Here is a 22,910-nt window from a genome sequence, read left to right as displayed (position 1 = left end):
GATCGCCTTCCTGCTCCTCAAACTCGCCCAAGAAGCCCAGCGCGCCATCCCGCAACCCAGCACCTTCCGCCGCCTCGTCCGCCTCAACCTCATGCAAAGGCGGCCCATCGACACTCTCGGCGCGCCCCATAAACCGCCTGTCTTCGACCCCAGGCAAATGACCCTCGATCTCAGCCATGCTTAAACCGGACAGCAGTGGGACAAGCCCGAGGATGACGAAGTTTCAATGGGTTCGGCCAGTCTTCGCACGCCGATGCGGGCGCAAAGGCCTTCGTTCGCCCTGCCTCGATGGGACGAGCGCCAGGACGATCCCGCGGATCGTTCAAAGCCCGGCATCCACCATCCGCATTCCGCGTCCCGGACCCCGCACCCGGTCGCCTTCCCTGCCGGCGGCGCGGGCGGCGCATGCATCAGACACCCGCAAAAGGAACCCACCCCATGCCTGTCATGACCATCGGCGTTTCCAAGGCCAACGAGGGGATGGACGGCATCCGCTGGAACATCCTCGGCCAGACCTACGTGCCGAAGCAGCACTCGGAGGCTTCGTTCTCCTGGCACGCGACCTTCCACGTCGGCACCTTCGTGCCGCCGCACATCCACCCGACCCAGGACGAATTCGTCTACATGCTGGAAGGCCGCCTCGACGTCATCCTCGACGGCAAGGAGGGCTTCGCCGAGCCGGGCGACCTCGTGCGCCTGCCGAAAGGCATTCCCCACGGCCTGTTCAACAAGACCGAGGGCGACGTGAAGTGCCTGTTCTGGGTGGCGCCGGCGCAGCGGCTCTACGACCTCTTCTGGGCGCTGCACAATCTCGGTCCGAAGGCCGATCCGGCCGAGGTGGTCGCGATCTCGGCCCGCCACGAGGTGGACTTCCTGCCGCCGCCCGAGGCGAACTGATTCCCGCCGCCGGGCGCCCCTCGCCCGGCCGGACGTGTCGAAGGAGAAGGCCATGAAGGTCATCGTCGTCGGGGCCGGGATCGGCGGCCTCACCACCGCGCTGATGCTGCACAAGCGCGGCATCCGCGCCGAGGTCTACGAGCAGTCGCCGGGCGTGCGCGAGGTCGGCGTCGGCATCAACACGCTGCCGCATGCGATCCGCGAGCTCGCCGAGATCGGCCTGTTGCCGGCCCTCGACAACACCGGCATCCGCACCCGCGAACTCGTCTACTACAACCGCCAGGGCCAGGAGGTGTGGCGCGAGTTGCGCGGCATCGACGCCGGCCATCCGGTGCCGCAGTTCTCGATCCATCGCGGCCGGCTGCAGAAGCTCATCCACGACGCGGTGATCGAGCGGCTGGGCCCCGGCGCGGTGAAGACCGGGCTGGCACTTTCCGGCTTCATCCAGGACGAAGGCGGCGTCACCGCCCATTTCACCGACAGCGTCAAGGGTGCAGCCGGGACGACGGTGCGCGGCGACGTCCTCGTCTGTGCCGACGGCATCCATTCGGCCGCAAGGCGGCACTTCTATCCGGAAGAGGGCGCGCCGTCGTGGAACGGCGTCCTGATGTGGCGGGGGGCCAGCGAATGGACGCCCTGGCGGGACGGCCGGACGATGGCGATCGGCGGCGGCATGGGCGCGAAGTTCGTGCTCTATCCGATCGCCGAGGCCGAGGGCGGCAAGCAGCTGATGAACTGGGTGGTCAACATCAAGATGGCCGACGGCGCGAAGTCGCCGCCGCCGAAGGAGAGCTGGTCGCGCGTCGCCCAGCGCGCCCTGGTGCTCGCCTATGCGCGGCGTTTCGCGATCCCCGATTTCGACGTCACGGGTCTCGTCGAGGCGACGCCGCAGGCCTTCGAATATCCGATGTGCGACCGCGATCCGCTGCCGCGCTGGACCTTCGGCCGGGTGACGCTGCTCGGCGACGCGGCGCATCCGATGTATCCGGTCGGCTCGAACGGCGCCAGCCAGGCGATCCTCGACGCCAGGTGCCTCGCCGACAATCTGGCCCGCGCCGAGCATCCCTGCCAGGCGCTCTTCGCCTATGAGAAGGAGCGCCTGCCGGTCACTGCGGAAGTCGTGCGGTTGAACCGCAAGGGCGGCCCGGAGCGGGTGATCGACGAGGTCGAGAAGCGGGCGCCGGCGGGCTTTGCCAGCGTCGAGGACGTCATGCCGCGCGCCGAGCTGAAGGCCATCGTCGGCGGCTATGCCGGCAAGGCGGGCTTTGCCACCGAGGCCGACCGGCAGTTCGGCGAGCGCCGCGCCGCCAACGGGTGAACCGCGAGCGGGGCCGAATCCGCGTACCGGGTCCGCGCACTGCATCCCCTGACACGCGCCGGCCCTCGCCGGCGCGGAACCAAGCGGAGCGGGGCGGCGCGAAGGCGGGCCCCTCGCCCGCTCGCCAACCCGCCTGCTGGCGCATCGCGCCCAGATAGTTTAAGGTTAAAGCAATTGCCGAGGAGCAGAGACGCCGTGGCAGACGACCCTCGTCCCTTCCCGATGCGACAAGCCGGCGGCCTCCGGCTTTCGGCCTGCGCGGCGTCCGGGGCGGCGGCCGTGCCGGACGCGCCGCAAGCGCCGATGCCCGCCCGCCAGATCCCGTCCCGCAGCGCCTGAGGAGCCCTCCAGCCATGCCCGGATCCTGCCATGTCGACCGCTTCGTCCTCGACAATCTGCCGCCGGCGGAGCTTCAGCCCGACTTCGTCAATCTCGACCGCCTCGGCTATCCGGAGATGCTGAACGCCACGGTGGAGCTCGTCGACCGGCACGTCGCAGAGGGGCGCGGCGAGCGGACCGCGCTGCAGGCGCCGGGCGGCGTGCGATGGTCGTACAGCGACCTCGCCCGGACGATCGACAAGATGGCCAACGTACTGACGACGAAGCTCGGCCTCGTTCCCGGCGGCCGCGTGCTGCTGCGCTCGGCGAACAATCCGACCACGGTCGCGCTCTACATGGCGATCATCAAGGCCGGCGGCATCGTCGTCGCCACCATGCCGCTGTTGCGGGCGAAGGAGATCGTGCAGATCCTCGACAAGGCGAAGATCGGCCTCGCCCTCTGCGACGTCGGGCTCCGCGACGAGATGGAGAAGGCGGCGGCCGCCGCCGCCGAGCGCCCGCGCATCGTCACCTGGCAAGGCGAGGCCGGCGGCGAACTCGGCAGGCTGATGGCGGACGTGCCGGACGTCTTCGCCGCCGCGCCCACCCGGGCGGACGATCCCTGCCTCCTCGGCTTCACCTCGGGAACCACCGGCCTTCCCAAGGCGACGGTCCACTATCAGCGCGACCTTTTGATCATCTGCGACTGCTACGCCCGGGAAATCCTGCAGGCGGAGGAGGACGACGTCTTCATCGGCTCGCCGCCGCTCGCCTTCACCTTCGGGCTCGGCGGGCTCGTCCTCTTCCCCTTCCGCATCGGCGCCTCGGCCGTCCTCCTGGAACGGGCCGGGCCGCCGGATCTCGCCAAGGCGATCGGCGCATTCAAGGCGACGATCGCCTTCACCGCGCCGACGGCCTACCGGGCGATCCTGGCGAAGGCGGACGAATACGACCTCTCCTCCTTACGCAAATGCGTCTCGGCCGGCGAGACGCTGCCGAAGCCGACATTCGACGCCTGGCTGGCACGGACCGGCATCAGGCTGATGGACGGCATCGGCGCCACCGAGATGCTGCACATCTTCATCGCCGCACGCGAGGAGGAGCTCCGCCCCGGCGCGACCGGCAGACCGGTGCCCGGCTACGAGGCGCGGATCGTCGACTTCGAAGGCAAGGAGCTGCCGCGCGGCACCCCCGGCCGCCTCGCCGTGCGCGGGCCGATCGGCTGCCGCTACCTCGCCGACGAGCGCCAGCGCGTCTATGTCGAGAACGGCTGGAACGTCACCGGCGACACCTATGTCGAGGACGAGGACGGCTATTTCTGGTTCCAGGCCCGCAACGACGACATGATCGTCTCGGCCGGCTACAACATCGCCGGACCGGAGGTGGAGGCGGCGCTGCTGTCGCATCAAGCGGTGATGGAGTCCGGCGTCGTCGGAGCGCCCGACCCGGAGCGCGGCCGGGCCGTCAGGGCCTATGTCGTCCTCGCTGCGGGCTTTGACGAATCGCCGTCGCTGGTCAAGGAACTGCAGGACCATGTGAAGGGCGAGCTCGCGCCGTACAAATATCCCCGCCAGATCGTCTTCGTCGACAGGCTGCCGAAGACCGAGTCCGGCAAGCTGCAGCGTTTCGCCCTGCGCCGCGCGGCGGAAGCGGAAGCCGAGAGACAAGGAGAAGACGCGTGACCATGCGAGGGCCGCTCGTCGGCGAAAACGGCGCCGCCGCCGAGCCGGCCGGGACCATGCGCTTCGAGGAAGAAGGGCTCGGCGTGGTCCAGCCCGCCGGGTGGAGGAAGCCGAAGGGCTACGCCAACGGCATGACCGGTCGCGGCCGGCTGCTCCTGACGGGCGGGCTCATCGGCTGGAACGAGAACGAGGACTTCGCCGAGGGCTTCGTCGCGCAGGTGGAACAGACGCTGAAGAACGTCGTCGCCGTCGTCGCGGCAGCCGGCGGGGAACCGCAGCACGTCGCCCGCCTCACCTGGTACGTGAGGAGCATCGCCACCTACAAGGCCTCGCTCGGCGAACTCGGCGGCGTCTATCGCCGGGTGCTCGGCCGCCACTATCCGGCGATGGCGCTGGTCGAGGTGGCGGATCTCGTCGAGAACGAGGCGCTGGTCGAGATCGAGGCGACGGCGATCATCCCGGACTGACGCCGGCGCGTCACCATCGGCCCGGGGACGAAAGACGCGAAACGGAAAACCAAGAGACGGAGCCGCCATCCATGGCATTTCGCGACATCTGGACCGGCGGCGAGCCGCTCGGCGATCACGACCGCGGCTACGACAATTCCGGCGCCATCGCCGATGCCGCGAGCTTCCTGCCGCGATGGCGGTCGCAGGCGAAGGCGTTTCGCGAGGCACTGGCGGCCGACGGCCGGGCCGAGCTCTCGATCGCCTACGGCGATGGCCCGCGCCGGCACTACGATCTTTTCCTGCCGGAAGGCGAGCCGCAGGGCCTCGTCGTCTTCGTCCATGGCGGCTACTGGAAGAGCCAGGAGATCGGCAACTGGTCGCATTTCGCCGCCGGCCCGCTGGCCCGGAACTTTGCCGTCGCCCTGCCGGAATACACCCTCTGTCCGGCGGCGACGATTCCGGCGATCACCGGCGAGATCGGATCCTTCCTCGACCACGCCGCCGCGCGGGTCGCCGGTCCGCTCCGGCTGTCGGGCCATTCCGCCGGCGGCCACCTCGTTTCCCGCATGCTCTGCCGCAACGCCCCGATCGCGCCCGGAACTGCGCGGCGCATCGACCGCACCGCCTCGATCAGCGGCTGCCACGACCTGAGGCCGATCATGCTCACCGGCATGAACGCCGTCCTCTGTCTCGACGAAGCGACCGCGCGGGCCGAGAGCCCGGCGCTTCTCGAACCGCGCGAGGGGATCGATCTCCTGTGCCTTGCCGGCGGCGCCGAGCTCGCCGAATTCCGCCGGCAGAACGCCCTCCTCGCCAATGTCTGGCACGGCTTCGGCGTCAAGACCCGTGCCGTCGAGCAGCCGGGCCGTCACCATTTCGACGTCGTCGACGACCTGCTCGATCCAGAAAGCCAGCTCGTCGCCTATCTCGCGGCGGCGGCGTAGCCTCAGACGCGGACGCCGCCGCGCATCACGAAGACCGGCGCGGTCAACGCCGCGAGCCGCGCGTCGAGGCGCCCGGCGACGGCGACCATATCGGCGCAATAGCCCGCCGAGATCTGGCCGGTCTCGCCCCCAAGCCCGATCGCCCGCGCCGATTCGACGGTTCCGGCGCGCAGCGCGGCGGTCTTCTCCATTCCGAGCTCGACCGCGATGGCGAACTCGCGTGCCGCATCCGCCAGGGGATGCGTCGGGCGGCCGATCAGGTCGGTCCCGAGGACGAAGCGGACGCCGGCGGCAAGGCCAGCCACAAAGTCTGCGCTCATCGCCTGCCAGTGGCGATCGTAGACGGCGCGCTCGGCTTCTGGATAGCCGAACCGCTCGTAGGCTTCGCGGTGACAGCGAAGCTGCGACAGCGTGGTGACGACCGGCCGCCCGCTCTCGACGAGCCGCGCCCGCGTCTCTTCGGTGATCGCGTAGCCGTGCTCGACGATGTCGACGTCGCCGTCGAGGGCAAGACGCACCGCCGCCTCGCCGATGGCGTGGGCCGAGACCAGGACGCCGTTGCGATGCGCCTCGTCGGTGGCGGCCCGCACCTCGTCGAGGCTCATCGTCGCGACCTGGGCGAAGGGATCGTCGCCCCAGGCGTGGTTGAGGTCGCCCGGCCGGCCCTTGGACAGCCCGAGCTTGATGAAATCGGCGCCGGCGCGCAGCCGCGCCCTCACCGCCCGGCGGAAGGCGTCGGCGCCGTCGGCAATCGTCGCGGCACGGGCCGGATGGTCGGCGCCCAGCGGCGGCGTGTCCCACGTGCCGTCCGTCGCCGAGAGGAACGCCCCGGCCGCCAGAAGCCGCGGCCCCGGCACGTGGCCCTCGGCGATCGCCCGGGCGATGTCCGGGCCGACGCTCGATCCGAGGCAGCGCGCCGTGGTGAACCCCGCCCGCAGCAGCGCATGCAGCTCGCCCGCCGCCCGCAGCGCGCGATAGGCCTCGCGTTCGAGATCCATGCCGCCGAGCTTCAGGCTGTCCATGCCGAAGGTGTGCATGTGCGCGTCGATCAGCCCGGGAAGCAGCGTCGCCGCGCCGAGGTCGTGGCGGACGGCACTCGCGGCCCGCTCCGGCAGGGCCTCCGGGGAGCCGGTCCAGGCGATTCGATCGTTCTCGACGAGCACGGCATAGGGCGCCGTCTCGACGAGATCCGGGCCGTCCAGGCCCCAGGCGGCGGTGAGGAGGAGTGACGGTAATTTGTTCGAATTCGTCATAATTATGTTCTCCATTCGAACATTATTGACATAATTGCCGGACCCGTGCCAGTCTCGGCGTCAGGGAGACCCATCCATGAAGAAACCCGGCTCGTCGGAGCGGCTGCGCCAGCGGATCCTGTCGGCCATCGAGGCCGGTGGCCCGCAGTCGCGCGCCAGCGTCGCCCATCAGCTCGGGATCTCGCGTTCCACCGCCTCCCTCGCCATCAGCGAACTCTTCGACGACGACCTGCTCGAGACCGTCGACGAGACGCGTGCCGGGCGCGGCCAGCCGGGCCGTCCCGGCCAGCTCATCGGCCTGCGCCGCCGCTCGAAATATCTCGTCGGCATCGACTTCGGGCGGCTGAAGCTGCGTGTCGGCCTGTTCGACGACGGCTTCGGCCTCGTCGGGGTGGTCGAGCGCGACTTCACCGTCGACATTCCCGCTCTCGAGGCGATCGAGATCGCGGCGACCGAGACCGAGGCCCTGCTCGCCTCGCATGGCGTCGCGCGCGCGGCCGTCGAGGCGGTCGGCATCGGCGTTCCCGGCCCGGTCGACGCCAAGACCGGGGAGCTCCACGCCGGCTCGATCCTCGCGCGCTGGGTCGGCACCGACGTCACCGGCGCGTTGGGCCGGCGTCTCGACACCCCCGTCTACATGGACAACGACGCCAATCTGGGCATTCTCGCCGAATCGCGGATCGGCGCCGCCCAGAATTCCGCCGTCGTGCTCTACGTCCTTCTGTCGGTCGGCGTCGGCCTCGGCATCGCCATCGAGCGGCGGGTGTTCCGCGGCGTCCAGGGCATCGCCGGCGAGCTCGGCCACGTCGTCACGGACGAGAGCGGGCCGCTGTGCCGCTGCGGCAGCCGCGGCTGCCTCGAGGCGCAGATCTCGGTCAATGCGCTGGCCGCGGCGCTGGCCCCGACCCATGGGACGATCGGCCCCGACGCCATGCTCGAACTCGCCGTCCGGGGCGATCTCGGCGCCAGGCGGGTCGTCGCCGACGCCGCCGGCATGGCCGGCCGCGCCGTCGGCGCCCTGTGCAACTACTTCAACCCCGACCTCGTCATCGTCAGCGGCGAACTCATGCGGGCGGCGGACGTCGTGCTGCCCGCCATCCGCGAGGCCATGGCGCGGGTCTCGCTGCCGCGCGCCATCGAGCAGGTGACGCTGTGCCCCGCGGCGCTCGGCGAGATGTCGGAACTATACGGGGCGGCGTTCTTCGCCCGGCAGCGGGCGCTCGGCGCCCCTCTTGCCGTCGCGGCCGCCGTGATGCCGGGAGACCTCCATGCCAGCCACTGACACCGCCGCGGGCCCGTCGAAAGGTTTGATTCTGCTCCGGCGCGGCGCCTCGAACTACGCGCTTCTGGCGATCTTCGTCCTGTTGCTGGCGGTGTTCTGCCTCGCCATTCCGCATTTCGCGACCTGGTCGAACTTCGCCAACGTGCTGCAGCGCAATTCGATCATCGGCATCGTCGCCTGCGGCATGATGCTGATGATCATCCTCGGCGGCTTCGACCTGTCCGTCGGTGCCGTCGGCGCCTTTTCCTCGGTCGTCGCGGCCGCGGTCATCTCGCAGATCTCGCTGCCGCTCGGCATCGCCGCAGCACTCCTCCTCGGCCTCGTCGTCGGGCTGATGAACGGCTTCTTCATCGCCAAGATCGGCATCAGCCCCTTCGTCACGACGCTCGCCACCCAGGTGCTGGTCACCGGCATCATGTTCGTCGCCACCGCGGCGCAGCCGGTCTACGGCATGCCCACCTACTTCACCACGCTCGGCCTCGGGCGGATCGGCCCGATCCCGATCCCGACCATCATCTTCGCCGTGATCGCGCTCCTGACCTTCGCGATGCTGCGCTACACCCGCTTCGGCCAGCAGATCTACATCGTCGGCGGCAACAAGGCGGCGGCGCGACTGGCCGGCATCAACACCGATCGCGTCGTCATCCTGACCTACGGCCTCGGCGGGCTGTTCGCGGCGATCGCCGGCATCGTGCTGCTCGGCCAGACCAATATCGGCCAGCCCCAGAGTGCGGCCGACTGGCCGCTGACGGCCATCGCCGCGGTCGTCGTCGGCGGCATCCCCTTGAGCGGCGGCGTCGGCAATGTCGGCGGCGCGGTCCTCGGCACGCTGCTTCTCGGCATGATCGCCAACGCCCTCAACCTGCTCGGCGTGTCGCCCTTCTGGCAGCCCGCCGTGACAGGCGCGGTGATCCTGCTCGCGGTCGGCATCGACAGCCATCAACGCCTGCGCCGCGAGCGGCGCTGACAAAAGACGTCCATCGAAACGGAGGAGACATGACGATGACGACATTCACGCGACGCACGGTGACGGGGCTGCTCTTGACCTCCGCCGCGGCCCTGACCCTTTGCGGCCAGGCACTGGCGGCCGACAAGCCGCGGATCGGCTTCATGATCTGGAACACCTCGGTGCCGTTCTACTCCAACCTGATCTCGACCGCCGAGGCGACCGCCAAGGAGAAGGGCGTCGACCTGACGATCCAGAGCGGCAACGGCGATCTTTCCACCCAGATCTCGATCGTCCAGCAGTTCATCGCCCAGGAGATGGACATGATCCTGATCGCGCCGAGCGACCCGCAGGGCATCGTGCCGGTGATCATGCAGGCCAACCAGGCGAACATCCCGGTGATGGCCGTCAACACCAAGGCCGACACCGACAAGGGCGCCGACATCGTCACCTATGTCGGGGTCGACGACTTCGTCTTCGGCCAGCGCCAGGGCGAACTCCTCGCCAAGGCCGTCGGCGAAAACGCCAAGGTCGCCTACATCCTCGGCAAGCTCGGCACCTCGGCGCAGCTGGCGCGCGAAGCCGGCCTGATGGATACGCTGAAGAAGCATCCCGGCATCGAGATCATCGCCAAGCAGGCGGCCGACTGGGACAACGCCAAGGCGCTGGCGATCACCCAGGACTATCTGAGCCGCTATCCCAAGGGCTCCCTCGACGCCATCGTCGACCAGGGGCCCGAGGGCGTCACCGGCGCGGTTTTCGCCAGCCAGAACGGTCGCGACGACGTGACCTTCATCATGGGCGACTATCCCGCCGACGTGCGCAAGGCGATCCAGGACGGCACGGTCTACGGCACCGTCGACCAGGATCCGGCGCCGCAGGGCAAGGTGGCGATCGAGGACGCGGTCAAGCATCTGAACGGCGAAAAGGTGCCGAGCCCGAACCACTATCTCGACCTGCCGACCATCACCTCCGACAACGTCGCCGACTTCCCGCCGGCCTGGGGCGGCTGAGCCCCCGTTGCACGCCAGAGCGGGATGAAATGAGCGTCGCTCATCCTCCCGCTCCATCTTCGTGTTGCCGCATGATCTCTTCTGAAATCCGGTTCCGACTTTCCGGGATCATGCTCCAAACGCGGCCGGTCCCGGGGCATCGGCCGCGTTCACGAATATCGCCCGCCCCGGCGAATTCGACCGGGCCCCGCCGCGGCAAGCCCCGCGGCGGCCGGCTTCGGCTCCAAGAGGTGCCCGCCATGCTTTTGTCGATGAAACGCATCACCAAGAGCTTCGGCCCCGTCGCCGTGCTCCACGGCGTCGACTTCGAGGTGAAGGCCGGGGAGATCCACGCCCTCGTCGGCCACAACGGCGCCGGCAAGAGCACCCTGATGAAGACGCTCGGCGGCAATTTCACCGACTATGGCGGCGAGATCCGCATCGAGGACGAGCCCCGCGCGCTGCATGCGCCGGCCGCCGCCCTCGAAGCGGGCGTCCGGATGATCTACCAGGACTTCTCGCTCGCCCCGAACCTGACGGTCGCTGAGAACATCGCGCTCGGGCGCGAGCCGGCGGGCCGCCTGCCCGGCACCATCGACCACGGCAGGATGCGCCGGCGCTCCTTCGAGGAGGCCGAAGCGCTCGGCATCAAGCTGCCGATGGAGCGGCGGGTCGGCTCGCTCGGCGTCGCCGCCCAGCAGCTCACCGAGATCGTCAGGGCCTGTTCGACGGCACCGCGGATCCTCGTCATGGACGAGCCGACCGCCCGGCTCGCACCCGCCGAACGCGCGCAGCTCTTTTCGATCATGCGCCGGATGGTGCGCGAGCGCGGGGTCGGCATCGTCTACATCTCGCACTTCCTCGACGAGGTGATCGAGATCAGCGACCGCATCACCGTGCTGCGCGACGGCCGGACCATCGCCTCCGGCCCGAAGGCCGACTACGACGTCGCCTCCCTGTCGGCGCTCCTCGTCGATCGCGAACTCGAACCGCAGGCGGCGGCGGAACGCGGCCGGAGCGGCCATGCGGCCACGGTGCTCGCGGTGAAGGGCCTTGCCCTGCCGGGCCTTGCCCCCCTCGATTTCCATCTCGACGCCGGCGAGATCCTCGGCCTCGCCGGGCTCGTCGGCTCGGGCCGGACGCGGTTGGCGCGGGCGCTGGTCGGCGATCTGGAGAGCGGCGGCGAAGTCGTCGTCGGCGGAACCGCCCTCACCCGCCGCGATCCGAAGCGCGCCGCGGAAGCCGGGCTCGTGATGGTCCCGGAAGACCGCAAGGTGAACGGCCTTGCGGCGAATTCCAGCATCGAGGCGAACATCGCCGTCACCGCGCTGAACACCGAGCTCGCCCGCAACGGCATCGTCGACCGCAGGCGCCGCCGGGCGCTCGCCCTCGATCTCATCGACCGCTTCGCCATCCGTCCGCGCGATCCGGGCCGGCCGGTCGGGACGCTGAGCGGCGGCAACGCCCAGAAGGTGCTGGTCGCGCGGGCGGTCGCCGCGAAGCCGACCGTCATGATCCTCGACCAGCCGACCGCCGGCGTCGACATCGGCGCCAAGGCCGAGCTCCACGCAATCCTCAAGGCCGCCGCCCGCGACGGCGCGGGCATCCTTCTGATCTCCGACGAGCTTGAGGAACTGCTGGCGCTGTCCGACCGCATCCTGGTTCTGTCGGGCGGCGTGCTGCGGCCAGCCCCGGCGGCGCGCTCACTCAGCCCGGCGGGTCTGCTCGAGGCGATGAGCCTCGGCCAGGCGGCGTGATCGCGGCAGCGAGACGGCCTATCGGCGAAACCGTCCGAGACGCTCCAGCATCGCCATGCCGTCGGCAGTCTCGGCGCGGTCGAGAAGCTGGGTGAAGGTGAAGAGGCACACCCCGTCGACCGGGCTTTCCTCCAATGCGTCGAGGACGGCCGAGAACTCCGCCGCGTCGATCGTCTCCGCCCGCCCGCGCCCCGCATGCATACCCTGAAGATAGAGCGGCGCCGCCTGGACGGTGGAGACCGCCTTCTTGCCGCTGCGCGCCCTGACGTCGCGGGCGACGGCTTCCGGCCAGGCGGCGTCCCGCGCAAGGATCTGGTGGTAGGCCATGACCTCGAAGACGTCGACCACCGGCGCCAGCGCCGCCACGTCCTGGCCGAACACCTCGGCGACCGCATCGTCGAAATCGGAGCGGAAGAAGGGCAGCGTGTTGATCGAGATCGGCGTGCCGGGCCTCACCGCGTGGACCGCGCGGCGCAGGTCGCCGATCATCGTCGCCACCGTGCGGACCCTGAAGTCCGTCCAGGCGGCGCGATGCTCCCGCCCGATCTGCCGCGCCGCCGCGGCGGGATCGTCGCTGGCCAAGGCGATGCCGGTCTCGGCCGAAAAGCGGCGAAGCGTCCTGGCGTCGTAGCCGTATTCCGGCTTGTCCGCCCGCCTGTCGCCGGGAAGCCAGGTCTCCCACAAGCCCGGCCATCTGACGAAGCCGAGATGGATGCCGTCCGGATCGAGCGCCGCTACCGCGTCCCTCAGCATCGCCGCCTTGGCCGCGAGGTTGGCCTCCCGGTCCGGCGCGACCCCGTGATACCAGTCGGTCATCTCGTGGGTGCGGCCCCACTGGTCCAGCGTGGCATCCTGCGGATTCGCCGCCGCATAAACGGGATCGAAGCAGATGTTGAGGACACCGACATAGGCGATGCCGCGCTGCCTCAGAAGATCGCGCAGGCGGCGGTCGTCGAGCCGGGCATAGCGGGCGGCGACGGCCGGATCGACCCGGCTCTGGACCGCCGAATCCTCCATCGGCAGCCACCGGCTTTGGCTCAGCACATAGGTGACGCCGAGCCCTGCCAGCCGGTCGGCGAGCGCCTCCTCGCAAAGGCCGTGGCGCAGGAACCAGTTGTTGTCGTAGAGCTTCACCCCGCTGCGCAGATCGAACGTCACGATGCCGAAGTTCCTTCGCTTCCCGCCGAGCCGGCGAAACGACGCCGCGCCGGGCCCGGCGATCCCCTCCGTACCGTTCGGCACGAGGGTGTCGCCCGTGTCTCGGGGACGTTCCGCTTCCCACGTCTCCGGGTCGGACATTGAAATAGTTGGCGACCCCGGCAGGATTCGAACCTGCGACCATCGGCTTAGAAGGCCGGTGCTCTATCCACTGAGCTACGGGGCCGCTCGGCCGCCGGCCCGCCTTCGCGGCCGGCGGAATGTCAGCGTCGGGCGCCGGGGCGCCCGGTCTTCGTCCGCCCTGCTCCGGCCTTCAGCGAGGGATGCCGGCTTGCCGGCCTGCCCTCCCGCCGAGGCGCCGCGACCTGAAAAGCGGCAACCCTCAGTGGGTCCAGGGCTGGCGGCGATCGTATTTGAAATTGTCCGCATAGGCGACCCGGACGCGCTTCGGCGCATGCGGCTCCTCGAGGCGGAAGACGATGCCGTTGCGCTCGGCATAGTCGATCGCCTGTTCCTTGGTCTCGAAGGAGAGCCGGACCTGCGAGCGCATGTCGCTCGAGGAGGTGTAGCCCATCAGCGGCTCGACCTCCTTGCGGGCCTCCGGCTCGTATTCGAGCACCCAGAGCCGCGTCTTCGCCTTGCCCGACTGCATGGCGGTCCTGGTCGGCCGAAAGATGCGTGCCACCATCTGAGCCCTCGTTCTTCCTCATTGGCCTCGCCGGCGCGCCGGGCTGGTCGGAGCGGCAGGATTCGAACCTGCGACCCTCTGGTCCCAAACCAGATGCGCTACCAGACTGCGCTACGCTCCGGACCGTGGCGGCCCGCCCTCTTGAGCGATCTGCCGGGCTTTGACGCCGGAGTCAAGCTTTCCCGCGGCCGGCGGATCATCGACGGCGCATCAGGCCGGGCCCGGCTCCTCAGGTGGCGGGAATGGTCTCGTTGTCGAGACGGTCGCCGATCGAGACGCCGTAGCGGGCCGCCGCGCCGCCGTTGATCTCGAGGACGTAGCGCACCGGCTGGCCGGAGGGGATGATGTCGAGCGACAGAGGCTGGGCGTTGGTCTTGATCCGCACCACCTTGCCGGTCTCGTCCATGAACAGCATGTCGAGCGGGATCAGCGTGTTCTTCATCCACATCGCGACGTCGCGCGTCTCGTCGAAACGAAACAGCATGCCGTGGTCGGCGGCGAGCTCTTCCCGGTTCATCAGCCCGACCTCGCGCTCCTTCGGGGTCAAAGCGAGCTCGACCATGATCTCGTGGTCGCCGGTCGCGGTGTGCAGCACCGCCTTCGACAGGTCACCGGCGGCAAAGGCGAAATAGCCTGCTGCAAAAACGGCGACCAGCGCCACGGCGAGACCGGTCAGGAGCTTTTTGGGATGCATGCGATCCTCCGCACGGCGCCGGGCCGCAACGGCCCGGCCGGCCGGCGCCCCGAAAGGGCCTTCCGGCCGCCTTTCATGCACGGTTTTTTCATCCGGCGCCAGCGCCGCGGACGGCGCGGACGGCGCCGAATGGCCGGCGCGGTAGGCTTCCGGCAGCCGGGCGGCCCGGACGAGACGTCTCGCGGAGCGGCCGCCGACGGGGCCCTGCCGGCGCTCAGAGCCCGTCCGGGAAGTCCCTCGGGTCGGATTGGCGGGCTCTCAGTGCACCGCCGGGCCGGAGCCGTTGACCGTCTGGATCTCGGCGGCCATCAGGCCCTTGTCGCCCGCCCCGAAACGCACCATCACCTCCTGGCCGGGGCGAAGCTCCGACAGGCCGTAGCGGCGCAGCGTCTCCATGTGGACGAAGATGTCGGCGGTGCCATCGCCGCGGGTCAGAAAACCGTAGCCGCGCGTGCGGTTGAACCACTTGACCACCGCCCGGACGAGATCGCTGCTCGGCACGACGCTGACATGGGTGCGCGAGGGCGGCAGCTGCGCCGGATGGACCGCCGTCGACTGGTCCATCGACAGGATGCGGAAGGCCTGCAGGCCCTTCTCGCTGCGCTGGACCTCGCAGACGAGGCGCGCGCCTTCCGGTGCCGCGGCGTAGCCGTCCCGCCTGAGGCAGGTGACGTGCAGGAGGATGTCGGGCCCCTGGTCGTCCGGAACGATGAAGCCGAATCCCTTCGACGCGTCGAACCACTTGATGTGGCCGGAAACGACATCGAGCCCGACGTCGCCGCTGGTCGCCTGGTCTCCGCCGATACGGATCCGTGTCGAAAGTCTCTCCGGCATTCGGGGGTTCCGCCTTTTACGCCAACCGAATCGCGAGTTCCAAACTTAGCATTAACTGTCCCATGGCCTGCAAGAGGTCGTAGAGGAAAATGGGACGTTTCGACAGAATTTCGCCAAATGCCCGAGCGTCGGGCCAGTATGACCTGTGTCCGGCAAGCAAAGCGGGCCGCCCAGCCGGCCGGTCGACCAGATGGTGGTCGGCGAAAACCCCGGAAAGCCGGGCAGCGCGACGGGCGGCCGGGGCGCAATTCGTCGCGGTCCGGCCCGATCGGAACCAAGCCCGGTGCGGACGGTTGTCCGGCAAGGGCATCGAAAGCCAACCATCAGGGAGAAACGTCATGAACAGTTTCAAGCTCTTCGCATCCGCAGCAGCGATCACGGCCGCCACCTTCGCCGCCGGGGCGGCGCAGGCCGACTGCGCCGCGGACCTCGCGTCCATGCGTTCCGAAATGGGACAGTCGGGCTCGACGGACATGGCCGCCAAGTCGAACGCGGATCAAAGCATGAAAACCGATGAAGGCATGAAGAACGACATGTCGTCTTCCTCCGGCGACGCGTCCGGCTCGTCGGGCGGCATGTCGGGCGACAAGATGGCGTCGGACCAGGCCTCCTCCGGCGGCTCGACCATGCAGGACGGCAAGCAGGCGACTGGCGAAGTCAGCGGCGTCGCGCCGACCGCGGCCATGGGCAAGATGGCCGGCGGCAACCAGACCGGCGCCGACCAGGCCGCCGAAAAGGCCGACAAGGACGCCATGGCGGGCTCGAAGGGCTCCGGCGACGATCAGGCGATGACCACCGCCTCGACCTCGGGCGGCAGCGGATCGGAAGGCATGTCGGGCGACAAGAACGCGATGGTGAGCGAACATCTCGCCGCCGCCCAGAGCGCGCTCGATGCCGGCAACGAGGATGCCTGCATGGCGGCCCTGAAGGCCGCGAAGTCGGCCATGTAACCAAGGCGATAAGGGGCCGGCGGGCGAGCGGCCCGCCGCTCTCGTGCCGGTTTCGGCAATGCCCGTGCGCCGAGCCCCTTGGCCGGTGACGCGCGGGCCCTAACGTTACTGCAGCCCCGTCGCCGCAAGGCGGCGGGGCGCAATTTTGTCTGGAACCGAGATTTTCCCAACCGCCTTGGACGCGCGGTGTTTTCGCCGCGGCTTCCAGGTCTCGACCGAACCCCATATCCGCCGTTCGCCGTTTCCGGGGCGCAAGGCCCGACACGGGCGGCGACGGCGCCAGGAGCCAAAAGAGGAGCCAACGATGCGCTATCTCCACACCATGGTCCGGGTGACCGACATCGACGAGTCGCTGGACTTCTACGTCAACAAGCTCGGCCTCGTCGAAACGCGGCGCATGGACAGTGAGCAGGGCCGCTACACGCTGATCTTCCTCGCCGCGCCGGCCGACATGCCGGAGGCGGCGGAGACCAAGGCGCCGCTGATGGAACTCACCTACAACTGGGATCCCGAGGACTATTCCGGCGGGCGCAACTTCGGCCATCTCGCCTTCGAGGTCGACGACATCTACGCCACCTGCCAGCGGCTGATAAACGCAGGCGTCACCATCAACCGCCCGCCGCGCGACGGCCGCATGGCCTTCGTCAAGTCGCCGGACAACATCTCCTTCGAACTTCTGCAGAAGGACGGCGCCAAGGAGCCGGCCGAACCTTGGGCCTCGATGGCGAATACCGGCACATGGTGAAACGACTCGCCTTGGCCGTAAAAAAACTGTAAATGTCGGGTTGTCGCCAAGGCCAGGGCGACACAAGCGACAACAACGAGGCCCGACAACGGGTCCTGTCGTCACGTCACCGCCGCGGAGCTTCGTCCGCGGTGCCGAAAGGGAGCCGGTGGGGACCGGCACGCGACGGGACGGCGGAGGTGACAAGCGGGACACCGGGTTGAGCGTTTACGTTCGCCCGAAACGTCAATCGGCGTCGTCTGACGCAAGGGGGATGGCGGATCGCAGGGCGGTCCGTCGCAGAGAGGGATAGCTTGACGACCAAGATCCGGGTCGCCGCGGGCCGCATGTCCGGTCCGTCGTTCATCGCGGGCGTTCTCGTCGCGATGCTTCCGCTGGTCGGTGCCTGCGTTTCCGCGGTGGACGACACCTCGGCCTTCGGCTTTGCGGCGGCATCGTCCGGTGCCGCATCGGCGGCCGGCGACGCCAAGCCCGTCGCCGTGACGGAAAAGGACCCGGCGGCCGCCGGGCCTGCGGCCGGGGCCTCCCGCAGCGCCGAGGCGACCGACGCCGCCCCCGCGGCGATTGCCGAGACGGCCGCCGGCGAGCCGGCGGTCGCGGCCGCGCTGCCGCCCGAGGCCGCGCCGGGGACGCGGCTGACCGCGGATGCCTCGACGCTGCGCCAGCGCATGAGCGAGGCCCGCCCCGCCGCCTTTGCCGGCGGCACCGTCGGGGAAGGCGACGCTTCCGATGCGCCGCAGCCGAAGGGCGGCGAGCGTTCGCTCTTCGCCTCGCTGTTCGCCCAGGAAAAGGCCCGCACCCCCCTCGCCAATGCCGAGAAAGGCAAGAGCCGCCGCATCGTCCTGAAGCGCGACGAGCCCGGCGAGGCGTCGGGCGGCATCGCCGACCTGCCGGGCGTCAACCCCTCATCGCTCTTCGAGATCGGCCAGAAGGCCTCGGCGAGCGAGGCCGATGCGATCGACGACGTGATGTCCTCGTCCTATCGCGTCGCCTCGCTCGGCGGCTTCGCGCGGATGGCGCCCAACGGCCTCAGTGTCGCCCGCGACGACGTGCAGACCTCGTGCTTCCCGTCCGAACTGGTCGCCCAGATCCGCTCGATCGAACACCGCTTCGGCGCCAAGGCGATCATCACCTCGGGCTATCGCAGCCCCGCCCACAACCGCGCGGTGAACGGTGCGACGCGCTCCCAGCACATGGGTTGCAAGGCGGCCGACCTCTACGTGCCGGGCGCCGATCATCTGGCGGTCGCCGCCTATGTCCGCGCGCTGCCCGGCCGGGGCGGCGTCGGGACCTATTGCCACACCGACGCCATCCACATCGACGTCGGGCCGAAACGCGACTGGAACTGGCGCTGCCGCCGGCGCCGGTAGCGGCACCGGGACGGGGCGGCAGGGCGCTTGCCCGGCATCCGGCCGGACAGCCGGCACGGCATCGCGCGAAGCGGCGGGCGACGGCGCCGAAAAAGCTGCGGCCGTCGCTTGCGGATGACGGGAATCATCCGTATACACCCCGTCGCCGCGCCCATCGTCTAGCGGTCTAGGACGCCGCCCTTTCACGGCGGAAACACGGGTTCGAGTCCCGTTGGGCGTACCATCCCTTCCGGAAATACGCATCGCGCCGTTCCTGCCGGTCGGCATCGTTCGTTGCCCCGGCCCCGCGCAGCCGACGCTCGGGCGCCTCTTCTCGCCATCTCCCCGCCGCCTCCCTCCTCGGCCGAGCGAACGCGTGTTCCGGCAGGTCGCGTCGAAGCCGTCGAGGTACCGGAATCCGGCCGCGTCGGCGCGACCGGCGCGCGCCCTCGCAAAGCGTCGTCGAGACGGCGGGCGGATGGGCCAGGAACGTCCCCGAGCGGTTCGTCGATGGCGGTGCGACGCCTCCGCCGTCGTTCCCCGAGGTGGCGGCCGCTGCGCGTCCGGCTCAGCGAAAACTCTCTCCTTAAAACCGTATTTGCGATTGACAGCCGGCGGCTTTGCATGCCGCTTAACCGTCATGAGCAAGGAAGCCTCGTCCCGACCGATGGATGCTGCGCCCGAACCCGAGCGCCTCGACATCCACAACTCCGAGATCCCGGTTCTCTGCCGCTCCTGCGAGGCGCGGCATCGCGGCATCTGCGGTGCCCTGACGCCGGTGGAGCTCACCCAGCTCAGCCGCCATACCGTCAAGCAGAAGGTCGAGAGCGACCGCGAGCTGGTCTCCGCCGGTGAGGAGGTGAAGCACTATTCCAACGTGCTTTCCGGCGTCGTGAAGCTGACGCGGCTGATGGCCGACGGACGCCAGCAGATCGTCGGTCTGCAGTTCGCGCCGGATTTCGTCGGCCGGCCGTTCCGGCGGTCGAGCGAAGTGTCGGCGGAAGCGGCGACCGAAGTGAAGCTCTGCAGCTTTCCCAAGCAGGCGATGGACGACATGATCGCCGCCTCGCCCGATCTCGAGCGGCGCCTCTACCAGCAGGCGCTCGAGGAGCTCGACGAGGCGCGCGAATGGATCCTCACCCTCGGTCGCAAGACGGCGGCGGAAAAGGTCGCGAGCTTCCTCCTGATGATCGCCGAGAACGTCGACCCGGACGGCATTGCCGGCGGCCGGCCGATCCGCTTCGAACTGCCGTTGAAGCGGGCCGACATCGCCGACTTCCTCGGCCTGACGATCGAGACCGTCAGCCGCCAGATCACCAAGCTCCGGAAGGCCGGGGTCATCCTGGTCGAACATAACCGGACAGTCACCGTACCGAGCCTCAGCCGCCTGCGCGAGCGCTGCGAGGTGGACGCCGGCTAGAGCGCGATTCCGGCAGGGGGAATCCGGTTACCGCAAAAGATCACGCACAAACAACGAGATAAAGCAGGATGATGAGCCAAGCTCATCTCATCCCGCTCGAAGGCTGCAACCGCTGAATGAACCGGCGCCACGCAACGGGAGCCATCGTTCTTTCCCTCTGCGAAACGTTATGGCGGCGGTCTAAACTATATTATATACGGACGCGGATCGGTACGTCTGGAGCCCGCCGAAGTATGAAATGCTCTGTGATTATATCTACTTACAATTCGCCGGAATGGCTGCGGAAAGTATTGTGGGGATATCTCGCACAGAGCGAAGCCGATTTCGAGATCGTCATTGCCGACGATGGCTCCACTGCCGAGACGGGCGCCCTTCTCGCCTCCTTCCAGGGCCGGTTCAAATTCCCCCTGGTTCATGTCTGGCATCCCGACGACGGCTTCCGGAAGACGGTCATCCTGAACAAGGCGATCGCCGAGAGCAGCACCGACTACCTGATCTTCAGCGACGGCGACTGCATCCCGCGGCGCGACTTCGTCGCGACGCATCTGGGGTTCCGCGAGGCCGGCTACTTCCTTTCGGGGGGATACTACAAGCTGCCCCTCGACCTCAGCCGCGAGGTCACCGAGGACGACGTCCTCGGCGGCCGGGTCTTCGACCTCGCCTGGATATGGAAGCGCGGCAAACGCAGGTCGCTGAAGGATCTGAAGCTTGCCGTCGGCAATCCCGCCATGGCTCGCCTCATGAACGCCGCCACGACCACCAGGCCGTCCTGGAACGGCCACAACGCCTCCGGCTGGAAGCGCGACATCGTCGCCGTGAACGGCTTCGACGAACGCATGCGTTACGGGGCGGAAGACCGCGAGATGGGCGACCGCCTCGCCCATCGCGGCGTCAGGTCGAAACAGATCCGCTACAGCGCGATCTGCGTCCATCTCGAACACGATCGCGCCTACGTCCTCGACAGCCATCTGGAGGCCAACCGGCTGATCTGGACCGCGACGCGGCAGCGGCGGCTGGCCTATACCGACTTCGGGATTTCCAAGACGAATGGCGAGTGACCGGCACGCCTGCCGCGGGCACGCCGTCACACCGCCTGCGAATAGCGGGCCTCGCCGCTCCGCAGATGCGCGTCGAACCAGGATGCGACGACGCGGGCAAGGCTCCGCGCCTCCGGCCGGATGGCGAAGCGGCGGCCGGAAACCCGCACGAGACCGTCCGGGTCGGTCGCCGCAAGCCGCAGCGCCTCGCGGGCATAGGGCTCCGCGGCGGCCCCGAAGCGGCGCGCCAGATCGTCGAGATCGAGGCCGAAGTCGCACATCAGCCGTTCGATGATATGGCCGCGGATCAGGTCGTCTCCGGTCAGCCGGTAGCCGCGGGCGGCGGCCGGTTCGCCGGCCTCGACGCGGTCGCGATAGAGCCCCGTCGGCACCGTGTTCTGGACGTAGCCGCCGGCAAAGCGCGAGATCGCCGAGGCGCCGAAGCCGATCAGCGTCTCGCAGGGATCGGCGGTGTAGCCCTGGAAGTTGCGGCGCAGCCTGCCGCTCCGGGCCGCCTTGGCGAGGGGGTCGGCATGCAGGGCGAAATGGTCGATGCCGATCGCCTCGTATCCGGCGCGCACGAAGGCCCGCGATGCCCGCTCGGCGTCGGAAAGACGCGCGTTTCGCCCCGGCAGGTCCTCCGTACGGATCATCGCCTGGTGCTTCTTCACATGCGGCACGTGGGCATAGCCGAACAGCGCCACGCGCTCCGGCTGCAGCGCGACCACCTTCTCGACCGTCGCGTCCAGCCGTCCGGGGGTCTGCAGCGGCAGGCCGTAGAGCACGTCGATGTTGATCGAGACGAGCCCCGAGGAGCGCAGCATGGCGATGACGTCACGGGTGACCTCGAAGCTCTGCGGCCGGTTGATCGCCGCCTGCACCACCGGATCGAAGTCCTGGACGCCGATCGAGGCACGGGTCATTTCGAGCGCCCGCAGGCCGGCGACCGCCGCGGGCGTGACGTCGGAGGGATCGATCTCGACGCTGATCTCGGCATCGGGGCAGACGTCGAAGGCCGCGCGCAGCGCCTCGGCGAGCCGCCGCATGTCGTCCGCGGCGAGGAAGCTCGGCGAACCGCCGCCGAGATGCAGGGCGCCGAGCCGCGGCGAAAAGCCGAGGCGCCGGCGGAACGCGGCGATCTCGCGCGTCAGCGTCCCGACATAGGCGGCCACCGGATCGTAGCGCCGGGTCTGTTTCGTATGGCAGCCGCAGAACCAGCAGAGCCGGTCGCAGAACGGCACGTGCAGATAGACCGAGACCGACGACACCGGATCGAGGCTCGCACAGAGCTCCGCAAACAGCGGGGCGCCCGCCCCTTCGCCGAAATGCGGCGCCGTCGGATAGCTGGTGTAGCGCGGCACCTCGGCGCCGTACCGCGCGAGCACCGCCCGGTGGTTGATCCGGCCGGCGGGCGCGATCACCGGGGCTCTCCGCCGGTCGCCAGCAGCGGCAGGAGGTGTTCCTCCTCGAAGGCGATGTGGCGCCGCAGGCCCTCGAAGAAGCCGCGCAGCATGTAGCCGAGCACCTCGGCGACCGGATCCGCCACGCCTGGCGCCGCGGCCGGCATGCCCCGCGGGACACCGGCGTCCTCCGGCTCGACGAGGCGCACCGGACTGCGCGCGGCACCCGCCATGGCGGCGCGCCGCCTGACATATTCGATCAGCTTCTCGGAAAGTTCCTCGGCGAAGCTCTCGTCCTCGAAATGTTCGAAATGCAGGCGCTCCAGCGTCGTCGCGAGTTCCGGCCGGCCGGAGAACCGCGCCCGCATGAGCGGAAAGATCGTCGTCTCCTCGAAGACGTGGGCCTGCCGGATCGTCGGCCGGATCTGCCGCGCGACATGGAGGGTGCGCTGCCCGTCGAGGCCGTCCGGCAGGCCGTCGGCGATCGCCTCCAGCGCGTCGCAGAGCCGGCGCTGGCCGGCAAGCTGCACCCGCAGCGCCGCGAGGCTGGCGGCGACGTCCTCGGCCGCGTCGGCCCGGGGCGCGCCGGGGCCGCCTTTCGGCTCGTTCTGCGGGAGCGGGACGGCCGCCGCCGGAGCCGGCCGGCGTGCGGCCGGATGCAGCGTGACGACGGCGCCGGTGTCTTCTCCCGCCGCCTGCGGCAGGGATCCAAACGGCGGGCAGGAGCGGGGCTGGAACATCATGGAAGGGCTCCGGCGATCGGGCGGTCAAGCGGTTGTCGCCGGTTCTCGCCGATC

Annotated in this window: 21 protein-coding genes and 3 tRNA genes; 15 read left to right on the top strand and 9 right to left on the bottom strand. The window is 69.3% G+C overall.

Annotated elements, in window-relative coordinates; genetic code table 11:
* The first annotated feature begins 438 nt into the window (after positions 1-438).
* From J1C47_RS09400 to J1C47_RS09380, 5 genes are all read left to right on the top strand, one after another.
* On the top strand, positions 439-897 hold the full coding sequence (locus J1C47_RS09400; protein ID WP_207350482.1) for a cupin domain-containing protein: 459 nt from the start codon (positions 439-441) through the stop codon (positions 895-897).
* Between the two features lie 52 nt (positions 898-949).
* Positions 950-2,215: a flavin-dependent oxidoreductase gene (locus J1C47_RS09395; protein ID WP_207350481.1), complete on the top strand. Its 1,266-nt coding sequence runs from the start codon at positions 950-952 to the stop codon at positions 2,213-2,215.
* 353 nt (positions 2,216-2,568) lie between these two features.
* The gene (locus tag J1C47_RS09390) at positions 2,569-4,215 is read left to right on the top strand and encodes an AMP-binding protein (protein WP_207350480.1); all 1,647 of its coding nucleotides are present in this window, start codon (positions 2,569-2,571) and stop codon (positions 4,213-4,215) included.
* Between the two features lie 56 nt (positions 4,216-4,271).
* Positions 4,272-4,682, top strand: coding sequence for a RidA family protein (locus J1C47_RS09385; RefSeq protein WP_245396469.1), 411 nt, complete (start codon positions 4,272-4,274; stop codon positions 4,680-4,682).
* A gap of 71 nt (positions 4,683-4,753) precedes the next feature.
* Positions 4,754-5,608, top strand: coding sequence for an alpha/beta hydrolase (locus tag J1C47_RS09380; protein ID WP_207350479.1), 855 nt, complete (start codon positions 4,754-4,756; stop codon positions 5,606-5,608).
* Positions 5,609-5,610: 2 nt separating this feature from the next.
* Here J1C47_RS09380 and J1C47_RS09375 read toward each other — a convergent pair whose 3' ends face one another.
* The gene (locus tag J1C47_RS09375; protein ID WP_207350478.1) at positions 5,611-6,861 is read right to left on the bottom strand and encodes an amidohydrolase family protein; all 1,251 of its coding nucleotides are present in this window, start codon (positions 6,859-6,861) and stop codon (positions 5,611-5,613) included.
* A 76-nt stretch (positions 6,862-6,937) separates the two neighbouring features.
* Between J1C47_RS09375 and J1C47_RS09370 the strand changes: the two genes are divergently transcribed.
* The 4 genes from J1C47_RS09370 to J1C47_RS09355 all read left to right on the top strand — a co-directional run bounded on the left by J1C47_RS09370 (position 6,938) and on the right by J1C47_RS09355 (position 11,838).
* Positions 6,938-8,143: an ROK family transcriptional regulator gene (locus J1C47_RS09370; RefSeq protein ID WP_207350477.1), complete on the top strand. Its 1,206-nt coding sequence runs from the start codon at positions 6,938-6,940 to the stop codon at positions 8,141-8,143.
* Positions 8,130-9,110: an ABC transporter permease gene (locus tag J1C47_RS09365; protein ID WP_207350476.1), complete on the top strand. Its 981-nt coding sequence runs from the start codon at positions 8,130-8,132 to the stop codon at positions 9,108-9,110. Before J1C47_RS09370 ends, J1C47_RS09365 begins: the two co-directional genes overlap by 14 nt.
* A gap of 35 nt (positions 9,111-9,145) precedes the next feature.
* A complete protein-coding gene (locus tag J1C47_RS09360) occupies positions 9,146-10,102 on the top strand; it encodes a sugar ABC transporter substrate-binding protein (protein ID WP_207350475.1) in 957 nt (318 codons plus the stop codon).
* Between the two features lie 239 nt (positions 10,103-10,341).
* On the top strand, positions 10,342-11,838 hold the full coding sequence (locus tag J1C47_RS09355) for a sugar ABC transporter ATP-binding protein (protein WP_207350474.1): 1,497 nt from the start codon (positions 10,342-10,344) through the stop codon (positions 11,836-11,838).
* Between the two features lie 18 nt (positions 11,839-11,856).
* On the opposite strand, the gene J1C47_RS09350 is transcribed toward J1C47_RS09355, so the two are convergent.
* The 6 genes from J1C47_RS09350 to J1C47_RS09325 form a co-directional block, all read right to left on the bottom strand.
* A complete protein-coding gene (locus tag J1C47_RS09350) occupies positions 11,857-12,996 on the bottom strand; it encodes a glycoside hydrolase family protein (RefSeq protein ID WP_207350473.1) in 1,140 nt (379 codons plus the stop codon).
* 150 nt (positions 12,997-13,146) lie between these two features.
* Positions 13,147-13,222: transfer RNA gene (locus J1C47_RS09345), tRNA-Arg, on the bottom strand.
* A 156-nt stretch (positions 13,223-13,378) separates the two neighbouring features.
* Positions 13,379-13,684, bottom strand: a complete 306-nt coding sequence (locus tag J1C47_RS09340) for an ETC complex I subunit (protein ID WP_207350472.1) — start codon at positions 13,682-13,684, stop codon at positions 13,379-13,381.
* 44 nt (positions 13,685-13,728) lie between these two features.
* Positions 13,729-13,805 (bottom strand) — tRNA-Pro (locus J1C47_RS09335).
* A gap of 108 nt (positions 13,806-13,913) precedes the next feature.
* Positions 13,914-14,378, bottom strand: a complete 465-nt coding sequence (locus J1C47_RS09330) for a DUF192 domain-containing protein (protein ID WP_207350471.1) — start codon at positions 14,376-14,378, stop codon at positions 13,914-13,916.
* Positions 14,379-14,636: 258 nt separating this feature from the next.
* Positions 14,637-15,212 carry a cold-shock protein gene (locus J1C47_RS09325; protein ID WP_207350470.1) on the bottom strand — a complete coding sequence of 192 codons (576 nt, stop codon included), beginning with the start codon at positions 15,210-15,212 and terminating at the stop codon, positions 14,637-14,639.
* Positions 15,213-15,301: 89 nt separating this feature from the next.
* Between J1C47_RS09325 and J1C47_RS09320 the strand changes: the two genes are divergently transcribed.
* The 6 genes from J1C47_RS09320 (at position 15,302) to J1C47_RS09295 (ending at position 20,734) form a co-directional block, all read left to right on the top strand.
* On the top strand, positions 15,302-16,162 hold the full coding sequence (locus tag J1C47_RS09320) for a hypothetical protein (protein ID WP_207350469.1): 861 nt from the start codon (positions 15,302-15,304) through the stop codon (positions 16,160-16,162).
* Between the two features lie 304 nt (positions 16,163-16,466).
* Complete coding sequence (locus J1C47_RS09315; protein ID WP_207350468.1) at positions 16,467-16,907, top strand: VOC family protein; 441 nt, start codon at positions 16,467-16,469, stop codon at positions 16,905-16,907.
* 293 nt (positions 16,908-17,200) lie between these two features.
* Complete coding sequence (locus J1C47_RS09310; protein ID WP_245396457.1) at positions 17,201-18,277, top strand: YcbK family protein; 1,077 nt, start codon at positions 17,201-17,203, stop codon at positions 18,275-18,277.
* 147 nt (positions 18,278-18,424) lie between these two features.
* Positions 18,425-18,500: transfer RNA gene (locus tag J1C47_RS09305), tRNA-Glu, on the top strand.
* A 423-nt stretch (positions 18,501-18,923) separates the two neighbouring features.
* Positions 18,924-19,676 carry a Crp/Fnr family transcriptional regulator gene (locus tag J1C47_RS09300; RefSeq protein ID WP_207350467.1) on the top strand — a complete coding sequence of 251 codons (753 nt, stop codon included), beginning with the start codon at positions 18,924-18,926 and terminating at the stop codon, positions 19,674-19,676.
* 245 nt (positions 19,677-19,921) lie between these two features.
* Positions 19,922-20,734, top strand: a complete 813-nt coding sequence (locus tag J1C47_RS09295) for a glycosyltransferase (RefSeq protein WP_207350466.1) — start codon at positions 19,922-19,924, stop codon at positions 20,732-20,734.
* Between the two features lie 26 nt (positions 20,735-20,760).
* Here the strand turns inward: J1C47_RS09295 and hemN are convergent, their stop codons facing one another.
* Together hemN and J1C47_RS09285 are read right to left on the bottom strand one after the other, a co-directional pair.
* Positions 20,761-22,134 carry an oxygen-independent coproporphyrinogen III oxidase gene (gene hemN / locus J1C47_RS09290; protein ID WP_342591955.1) on the bottom strand — a complete coding sequence of 458 codons (1,374 nt, stop codon included), beginning with the start codon at positions 22,132-22,134 and terminating at the stop codon, positions 20,761-20,763.
* On the bottom strand, positions 22,131-22,856 hold the full coding sequence (locus J1C47_RS09285; protein ID WP_207350465.1) for a hemerythrin domain-containing protein: 726 nt from the start codon (positions 22,854-22,856) through the stop codon (positions 22,131-22,133). The genes hemN and J1C47_RS09285 overlap by 4 nt, the downstream gene beginning before the upstream one ends.
* Positions 22,857-22,910 lie beyond the last annotated feature (54 nt).

Source organism: Jiella sonneratiae (assembly GCF_017353515.1).
GTDB classification, from domain to species: domain Bacteria; phylum Pseudomonadota; class Alphaproteobacteria; order Rhizobiales; family Rhizobiaceae; genus Jiella; species Jiella sonneratiae.
This window is presented reverse-complemented; position numbering and strand designations above follow the sequence as displayed.